This is a genomic window from Mesorhizobium sp. (assembly GCF_004962925.1).
In the GTDB taxonomy this organism is placed as follows: Bacteria; Pseudomonadota; Alphaproteobacteria; order Rhizobiales; family Rhizobiaceae; genus Mesorhizobium.
Genome location: NZ_SUEO01000279.1, coordinates 1 through 7,036, shown reverse-complemented (window position 1 = coordinate 7,036; position 7,036 = coordinate 1). Strand labels below are relative to the sequence as shown.

Below are 7,036 nucleotides of genomic sequence, written 5' to 3'. Positions count from 1 at the left end.
CACCAGCCCGCGCACAAAACGATCGCGGACTCCTTCCTGCAACTGGCGCAATCCCACGCCGTCGACGCGTCTGGAGACGTTGTTGTGCGCAAGGCACTGCGCCGATCGCAAGTTCTGCCGTTCTTCACCAAGTTGCCGCCCTGCCTGATCGGCATGGAGGCGTGCGGCACATCGCATCATTGGGCTCGAGAATTGACGGAGCTCGGCCATGAAGTCCGCCCTGATGCCACCGTCCTACGTGAAGCCCTATGTGAAGCGCGGAAAGAATGATGCGGTGGACGCGGAAGCGATTTGCGAAGCGGTAACACGCCCGACGATGCGTTTCGTCGTGATGAAGTCAGCCGAGCAGCAAGCGGCCCTATCGCTTCACCGCACCCGTAATCTTCTGGTCAAGCAGCGTACGCAACTGGTGAATATGATCCGCGGCCTAATGGCTGAGTTCGGCATCGATATTCCCGAAGGTTTGGAGCGGGCGCTAAGCTGGCGCGCCAGATAGCTGCGAGGAAATCCACATTAGATGTACCGGCAATGGCACTGCAGATTCTGTGTACCCTGTGCGAGCAGGTGCTCAATACCCATGCCCGGCTCCAGACCATTGACCGGTCGATCCTTGCCCAACAAAGAACGAATGAAGTGGCACGGCGTCTATCGACCATACCTGGCATTGGCCCGATCGGTGCCACAGCGTTGGCAGCCTCAGTTGCTGATCCGGGGCAGTTCCGCTCGGGTCGAGAGTTTGCCGCCTGGTTCGGGCTGACACCTTCGCAAAACTCGAGCGGCGGAAAGGACCGTCTCGGGCACATCACCAAGGCGGGCGACCGGTACCTGAGAAAGCTCCTTGTGATCGGCGCGACCTCTCTGATCCGACGGGCAAGGCATAAGCCCGAGGCTGCGGATCCGCGCCTCCTCGCGTTGCTCGCCAGGAAGCCAGTGCGCGTGGCGAGCGTAGCGATGGCAAACAAGATGGCCCGCGTGGTGTGGGCTATCATGGCGCGCGGCGAAACCTATCAAGCGCGTCATGCTCCGAACCTTGCAGCGTAAATTGCGCAGAAGACGAGACACTGAAGCAGAAATCAGATCGAGCCGATCAATCGGCTCCATGAGGTTGTAAGAGCGACGCGATGTGATGGCGAGACCGGTCAGGCCGGGAACAGGGATAACCCATGCGATGTCGGAGGCATCATAGCCTGCAAAGCAGATTGGGACCTTGTTCGCCGACCCCATCAGGGCCAGCAGCTTCAAACGGCTGCATGAACAGGCCGGACAGAAGACTGCACCCGACCAATGCGCCAGAACAACGAATTACCTCGTGCAATACGGGAGCCATCCACAGAAGACATCGCAGCTGACCACGATGAAGGTCGCGCTCGCGCACAAAACCGGGCATTCGCTTCTCAAAGTTGATATTGTGAAGCTCAGTCGGGGAGAGGTGTCTCGATGAGCCAGATCGAAATCCGCTATGACGATGGGGTCGCCTATGAAAAGATGATGGGCACCTGGAGCCGAGCGGCCGGCGAAATCTTCCTGGAATGGCTCGCGCCCTCGCAAGGCTTACGCTGGATCGACGTCGGCTGTGGAACTGGCGCGTTTACGGAATTGATTATTGAAGGTTGGGCGCCCGCTGAGGTCCAAGGGGTTGATCCCTCTGATGCGCAGCTATCGTTTGCACGGACGCGACCCTTGGGTCAAATCGTCAAGTTTCAATGGGGTGACGCCCTGAGCCTTCCGTTTTCAGAGGCCGAGTTCGATGTCGCCGTTATGGCGCTGGTGATCTTCTTCGTTCCTGATCCCGCCAGGGGCGTTGTCGAGATGGCGCGGGTAGTTCGTCCAGGCGGCATCGTGGCCGCTTACGTCTGGGACATGATCGGTGGGGGACATCCGCTTGAGATGATGCACACGGAATTGAGCGCGATTGGTTTCCCTGCTATACGTCCGCCGCTTTCCGAAATAACCGGCCTGGAAGCACTGCGGCTATTGTGGCGAAATGCCTCCCTGGATGAGATCGATACGCGAGAGATCACAGTTCGACGAACATTTGCTGATTTTGAGGAGTACTGGACGACCAGCACGCTCGCGGCTACCGTGCGTCAAACCATCAACGCCATGCATCCAAGTGATGTTGGGCTGCTTAAAGAGCGCATGCGTGGACGCTTGTCGGCGGATGCTGAGGGGCATGTCACCAGCGTTGCCCGTGCCAATGCAATAAGGGGTGTCCGATCTCGATAGGAAGTACTTTCTCCAATCGAGCATTTACATCCCGTTTGTCGGACTTGATGGCTCAAATTTTTGCATTTGAGCGAGCCGCCGGAACGAGCAGGTAGCGCCATGTTCAGACATTCGCGGTGCTTCTCCAGAGCGGACGTTAGCTCATCGGTAGAAGTCGACCTGCGGACCATGCCTGATGGTAGATGTAGGGAACGGCGTGACCCCCATGCGATGAAGCGGCGGTAGGCCGCCGCTCCGAATTTGAGCGGCCCGTCCGGCAACGCTATAATTGACCGGCAGGGGACGTTATCGATGACGCAAATCAGACCCATGACTGAGCAGGACGTGCCGTGGGTATCGCTTGCTCATTGGAGAGTCTTGGCGCAGGACGTATTCGCCAATCATGGGTGCCGAGACCGCGGCCCGGATTTCGGAAGAAGATCACACGCTGCAGCGGATTGCGGCGGAACTGACAGACACCAACAAAATGTCGTTCCTGGCAGAACGGCCAGACGGCTCGATTGCCGGCTACGCGATGGCTAAGATGAATGAAGCCGGCGACGTCATGCTTGACCGGCTCCACATCGATCAAAGCGAGTACGGCACCGGGCTAGCCGCTAATATATTGCACGCTGTCTTTGCCGCCCATTCCGGCATCCCAAGCATCGCACTCGAAGTGCTCGAGGGAAACGACCGGGCAATGGCCTTTTACCGCAAACGGTTCGAAGTGGTCGATCGCAGGGCCGCGTCGCACGGTGCAGAAGGCCATGCATCGTTGATTATGCGCAAACTGTTATCGCGCGCCTAGTCGGAACTCGCGCATCGAACAGTACATCACGTCTTCCGCCCCAGCGCACCGGCGGCCTCCCCGCTCGCAATCCAAATAGACGTCTTTCAGCTGTTTGATTGGATCATGTCAGCGTGAGCGAACGCGAGGTCCTGAGCGTCAGAAGCCGACAATGAAGCCGGACTGATTGCGATCGGCACGGTGCCGAGCGTCACAGGCGCGAGGGACTTGACAACTGACATGATCATTTTGAGATCCTCCCCAGCTCCCGTCGGTCAACATTCAGTCCTTGGGGTCGCAGGTGTAGTGCCGTTCGAAGGTCCCGTCCGCGCGCCGCTGCTTATCGAAGCCGCGATGTAAGGCTCGATCGCGCGCTCGTGGACCAGCCAAAGGGGATCTCGGCCGAGGCGTAGCCACTGCCGGCGGCCAACCGTTTCGGGATCGAGGCCGAAGCGATCCTGGTGCGCTCGATCGTCGTGCCGGCCGCGCCTGCCTCCGCATGACGGATGGCGCGGCTTCGCAAAGCGCACATGATTTCGTCACGTGAGATGCCGACGTCGCCAAGAACGTCATCGGGTAAACGGCTCAACTGGTCCGTTGCCGACAAGAGAGCTTTTCGCTCGGCGCGGAGGCGTAACCATCTGCGAAATGGACCAATGGCGGCAGCATGAATTATAACCATGATCAGATCGTCCCTTCATTGATCTGAATTGACCGGTACGGAACGGCGCGAACGGCACTCCGGGCGAGAGCGTCAGCCGTCCGCGAGGCAAGTTAGGCGTAGTTGGTCGATGGATTGGTTTTGCCGCGGCGTGCCCATACGGCGGGCGGTGGCTGGCCCCGGGCCACGCATGTAATAAAGCTCCGGGCGGTAGCGCGGCGCGACGAATTTGCGAAACCCCGCAGCAAGTTTTGTGACGGGAGCCAAGAATTTCATGACTGTTCCCTTTCCCTTCGCCGGCTTCCACACGAGCCGGCGGGCCTGACGTTGCAACAAGGATATGACAGTCGAACCAGGCTCGGCTGTGGGAATTCCCACACCGGGGAAAACATTGGCGAAATCCGCTCCCAGTTTGCATCCTGGAAAGCGGGGCCTGCGGCCATCAAATTTCCTTGGATAGGGAGTAAGGTGAAGTACACTTGATTGAACAAGAGACCGTTGTGACAGGCTCTCTGGCCTTCATCTCAAGACTTTGCGATGCCGACCTCGCCGCGCTGACCAAACGGTGGCACGAGCGCAGCTATCGACACAACGAGCTAATCATTTCCCACGGCGACACTGGTCGCGATGTCTTCTTCCTGCTGGAAGGACGGGCTCGCGTGACACTGGTTTCAGCGGACGGCAGGGAGATAGCGTATCGCGATGTCGAACCGGGTGACATTTTCGGGGAGCTCGGAGGCATTGACGGGATTGCACGCTCTGCCAGCGTAGTCGCGCTGGAGGCAACCCGCGCTGCACGGCTGTCCGGCACAGCATTCCGGGATATCGTGATGACCCACCCGACTTTTGCCTGGATGCTGCTTGAGCATCTGTCTGCCCAGCTCCGGCGCATGACCGAGCGGGTATTCGAATACAGCACTCTGGTCGTGCGAAAACGGCTGATCGTCGAGCTCCTGCATCGGGCGGAGAAAGCCGCACTCGTGGACGGCGAGGTGTCCATAAGCCCGGCACCGACGCATTCCGAGCTGGCGGCAACGATGAGCACGCACAGGGAAGCGGTCTCGCGCGAAATGAGCGACCTCGCCAAGAGAGGCCTGATCGAAAAGCGCGGCAGCAGGTTATTGCTGCATGACGTCTCGGCACTACGGGCGCTGGTCGACAAGAAGGAATAGCGAAGGCTGTCGCTGCGGCGGGGGGCACCGCACGTTTCATACTCCTCGGCCGCAAGTGATTATTCCTTCCGGCAAACCGGGCAACCTAGCGTGCCAGCGCGCGGGTCGGGCTTTGATCGCTTCACCCCTTGCAAGAATCATGACTCGGCTTCTTGATGCGGGCACGGAATGTTATCCCCAGCCTGCTTGCAGACTTACAAGGGCGGATCGAAGGGTGAAGCCGCATGGACGTTAAATACCAAATCTTCGTCAGCTCGACCTACGCCGATTTGGTGGACGAAAGACGGTCGGTCATCGAGGCCGTTCTTAACCTCGGGCATATTCCTGTGGAGGCACCAAGCCAGCGACGACACTCAATGGGATTACATTAAGCGGCGCATCGATGACAGCGACTACTACGTACTCATCGTAGCAGGGCGGTACGGCTCAGAGTTGAAGGGTAAGAGCGACACCCAGATGGAGTACGAGTACGCCGTCGCCCAAGGCGTGCCTACCGTGGCGTTTTTGCTCGAAGGCGGTGCTCGCAAGACGTGGGCCCCGGAAAAGGTCGAGTTCGAGAAAAAGGCCACTCGCGAGATTCCAAAAGCTGTATGAAAAGAAGCTCGTCAATATTGGCGCAACAAGGACGATATGGCGGGTAAGGTTGCGATGGCTATTAGACGTTATGACCGTGGTCTGAGCGGCGGCTCGCCCTTAGTCTTTGCAGCTGTTTAGAAAACGGGGGTTTGCTCGGGAGTGCCGAGCCGAGCCCCAAGCGAAGAAGGACGGGCCATGGAGCAAGATAACGTTTTTTACGTCGGTGTCGATGTGTCGAAAGCCAAGCATGCTGTCGCGATTGCCGAGGGCGGACGCGGTGGAGAGGTCCGGTATTTCGGCGAGGCGTTCCCCGCGCGTCGTCACCGGAACGTCGTACCCGTGAAGCCGAACCGTGACGGTCCCGTCATAGTGAACAAGCGTCACCTCGCCAGACATCGTGATCGTTTCGCCTTCGGACAGTTTGGCCAGCGGCATCGCCCTCGCAAAGGCCGCCGCTGAACTGGACGTGGAAAGCGCCCTCATCGACGGTGAGATCGTCGTATTGAACGAGACTGGCCTGTCTGACTTCGGAGCCTTGCGGAAAGCCGCACCCGACGCCAGACGACCTCCTTTTCGTCGCCTTCGATCTGCTGCATCTCAACGGACATGATCTACGCGACATGCCGCTGGAGGACCGTCGCGAGATTCTGCAGGCAACGATCCCGGCCGCCGGCCGAATCCAATTCAGTCAGCCATTGCCGGGTGAGGCGAAGGCAATTTATCACCTCGTCGATCAGGCCGGGCTCGAGGGCATGGTCTCAAAGCGCAAGGACAGCAAATATCGTAGCGGCAACTCCACGGCCTGGCTGAAGACCAAGGCCTATTCGATCCACGAATACGAACTGCTTGGCGTCGAGCGCGCGGCAGGCAAGCCGGCATTCGCGCTCATGGCCGAGCGCGGCACCGGACGCTATGTCGGCTCGGCTTTCATCACCTTGAACCGGGAGTTGCGCGAACGGCTCTGGAAACGCGTGCAGGAGCATGCAGGAGCCCCGCCAAAGGGCATGAAGCGGCCGGCCGGGGCTGATCGGCCGTGTCAAGCATCTGCGCGGCGAGGACGACTTGGGGCATGCCTCGCTGCAGGATTTTCGGGAGGAAGACTAGGGTAAAACTCAGTCATTCTGGCTATGCCGCGAATGGCCGAGATGGGTTAGGCCCTGCCGTTTGATTCGGTCGGCGGCAACGAGCACAGAGCGCCAATTGCCGACCTTCCTGGCGCTTCTCCAGAAGCCGCCGTTCGCGCTACGGCTTGAGTCGACCCTTCTCTGCCCTTCGTTCAGAGAACTTCTACGGCAGGCCCTGACCCATAGACGACGGTTTCCGCGCACGTAAGGAATGGCAGCTTTGCGCCCGATGTCGGTCACTCAGGGCGATTTTACCACTGCCTGAAAGCGGACTTCGCCAGTAAGAAGCTGTTAGTCGTGGTTGCGCGCCATACAGGCGTTGGGTGGAATTTGGGGAAACAAAAAATGCGACAACTGCAAACTCCGTTCCACACCGCTTTTGGACCTGCCGTGACCGCTGAGGAAGTGGCACGGGGCGTGGACCTCACCGGGCAAGTTGCACTGGTGACGGGTGGGTCCTCCGGGCTGGGCCTTGAGACTGTCAGAGTGATGGCAGCATGTGGGGCCAGCA

The 7,036-nt window shown here is 59.3% G+C and carries 7 protein-coding genes and 2 pseudogenes; 6 read left to right on the top strand and 3 right to left on the bottom strand.

Annotated elements, in window-relative coordinates; translation table 11 throughout:
* Positions 1-21: 21 nt before the first annotated feature.
* The 3 genes and pseudogenes from E5W87_RS32510 to E5W87_RS32500 all read left to right on the top strand — a co-directional run bounded on the left by E5W87_RS32510 (position 22) and on the right by E5W87_RS32500 (position 3,013).
* Positions 22-1,041: pseudogene (locus E5W87_RS32510) on the top strand (IS110 family transposase).
* Positions 1,042-1,437: 396 nt separating this feature from the next.
* Positions 1,438-2,226: a class I SAM-dependent methyltransferase gene (locus tag E5W87_RS32505; protein WP_292407166.1), complete on the top strand. Its 789-nt coding sequence runs from the start codon at positions 1,438-1,440 to the stop codon at positions 2,224-2,226.
* Positions 2,227-2,608: 382 nt separating this feature from the next.
* On the top strand, positions 2,609-3,013 hold the full coding sequence (locus E5W87_RS32500; protein WP_292407164.1) for an N-acetyltransferase: 405 nt from the start codon (positions 2,609-2,611) through the stop codon (positions 3,011-3,013).
* Positions 3,014-3,332: 319 nt separating this feature from the next.
* Here the strand turns inward: E5W87_RS32500 and E5W87_RS32495 are convergent, their stop codons facing one another.
* Together E5W87_RS32495 and E5W87_RS32490 are read right to left on the bottom strand one after the other, a co-directional pair.
* A complete protein-coding gene (locus E5W87_RS32495) occupies positions 3,333-3,581 on the bottom strand; it encodes a hypothetical protein (protein WP_292407161.1) in 249 nt (82 codons plus the stop codon).
* A gap of 165 nt (positions 3,582-3,746) precedes the next feature.
* Positions 3,747-3,929, bottom strand: coding sequence for a hypothetical protein (locus tag E5W87_RS32490; protein ID WP_292407158.1), 183 nt, complete (start codon positions 3,927-3,929; stop codon positions 3,747-3,749).
* A gap of 224 nt (positions 3,930-4,153) precedes the next feature.
* On the opposite strand from E5W87_RS32490, the gene E5W87_RS32485 reads away from it, so the two are divergent.
* Together E5W87_RS32485 and E5W87_RS32480 are read left to right on the top strand one after the other, a co-directional pair.
* Complete coding sequence (locus E5W87_RS32485; protein ID WP_029356805.1) at positions 4,154-4,825, top strand: Crp/Fnr family transcriptional regulator; 672 nt, start codon at positions 4,154-4,156, stop codon at positions 4,823-4,825.
* A gap of 224 nt (positions 4,826-5,049) precedes the next feature.
* Positions 5,050-5,419, top strand: a pseudogene (locus E5W87_RS32480) (DUF4062 domain-containing protein).
* Positions 5,420-5,518: 99 nt separating this feature from the next.
* Here E5W87_RS32480 and E5W87_RS32475 read toward each other — a convergent pair.
* Positions 5,519-5,836 (bottom strand): hypothetical protein, encoded by a 318-nt coding sequence (locus E5W87_RS32475; RefSeq protein ID WP_292407169.1) that lies wholly within the window; start codon positions 5,834-5,836, stop codon positions 5,519-5,521.
* Between the two features lie 185 nt (positions 5,837-6,021).
* Between E5W87_RS32475 and E5W87_RS32470 the strand changes: the two genes are divergently transcribed.
* Positions 6,022-6,510 (top strand): hypothetical protein, encoded by a 489-nt coding sequence (locus E5W87_RS32470; protein ID WP_292407152.1) that lies wholly within the window; start codon positions 6,022-6,024, stop codon positions 6,508-6,510.
* The last annotated feature ends 526 nt before the right edge of the window (positions 6,511-7,036 follow it).

Excerpts from the sequence above, each read along its gene's own strand:
- E5W87_RS32505 (WP_292407166.1), top strand. The coding sequence starts at position 1,438 with ATGAGCCAGATCGAAATCCGCTATGACGATGGGGTCGCCTATGAAAAG.
- E5W87_RS32500 (WP_292407164.1), top strand. The coding sequence starts at position 2,609 with ATGGGTGCCGAGACCGCGGCCCGGATTTCGGAAGAAGATCACACGCTG.
- E5W87_RS32490 (WP_292407158.1), bottom strand. The coding sequence starts at position 3,929 with ATGAAATTCTTGGCTCCCGTCACAAAACTTGCTGCGGGGTTTCGCAAA.
- E5W87_RS32475 (WP_292407169.1), bottom strand. The coding sequence starts at position 5,836 with ATGCCGCTGGCCAAACTGTCCGAAGGCGAAACGATCACGATGTCTGGC.
- E5W87_RS32470 (WP_292407152.1), top strand. The coding sequence starts at position 6,022 with ATGCCGCTGGAGGACCGTCGCGAGATTCTGCAGGCAACGATCCCGGCC.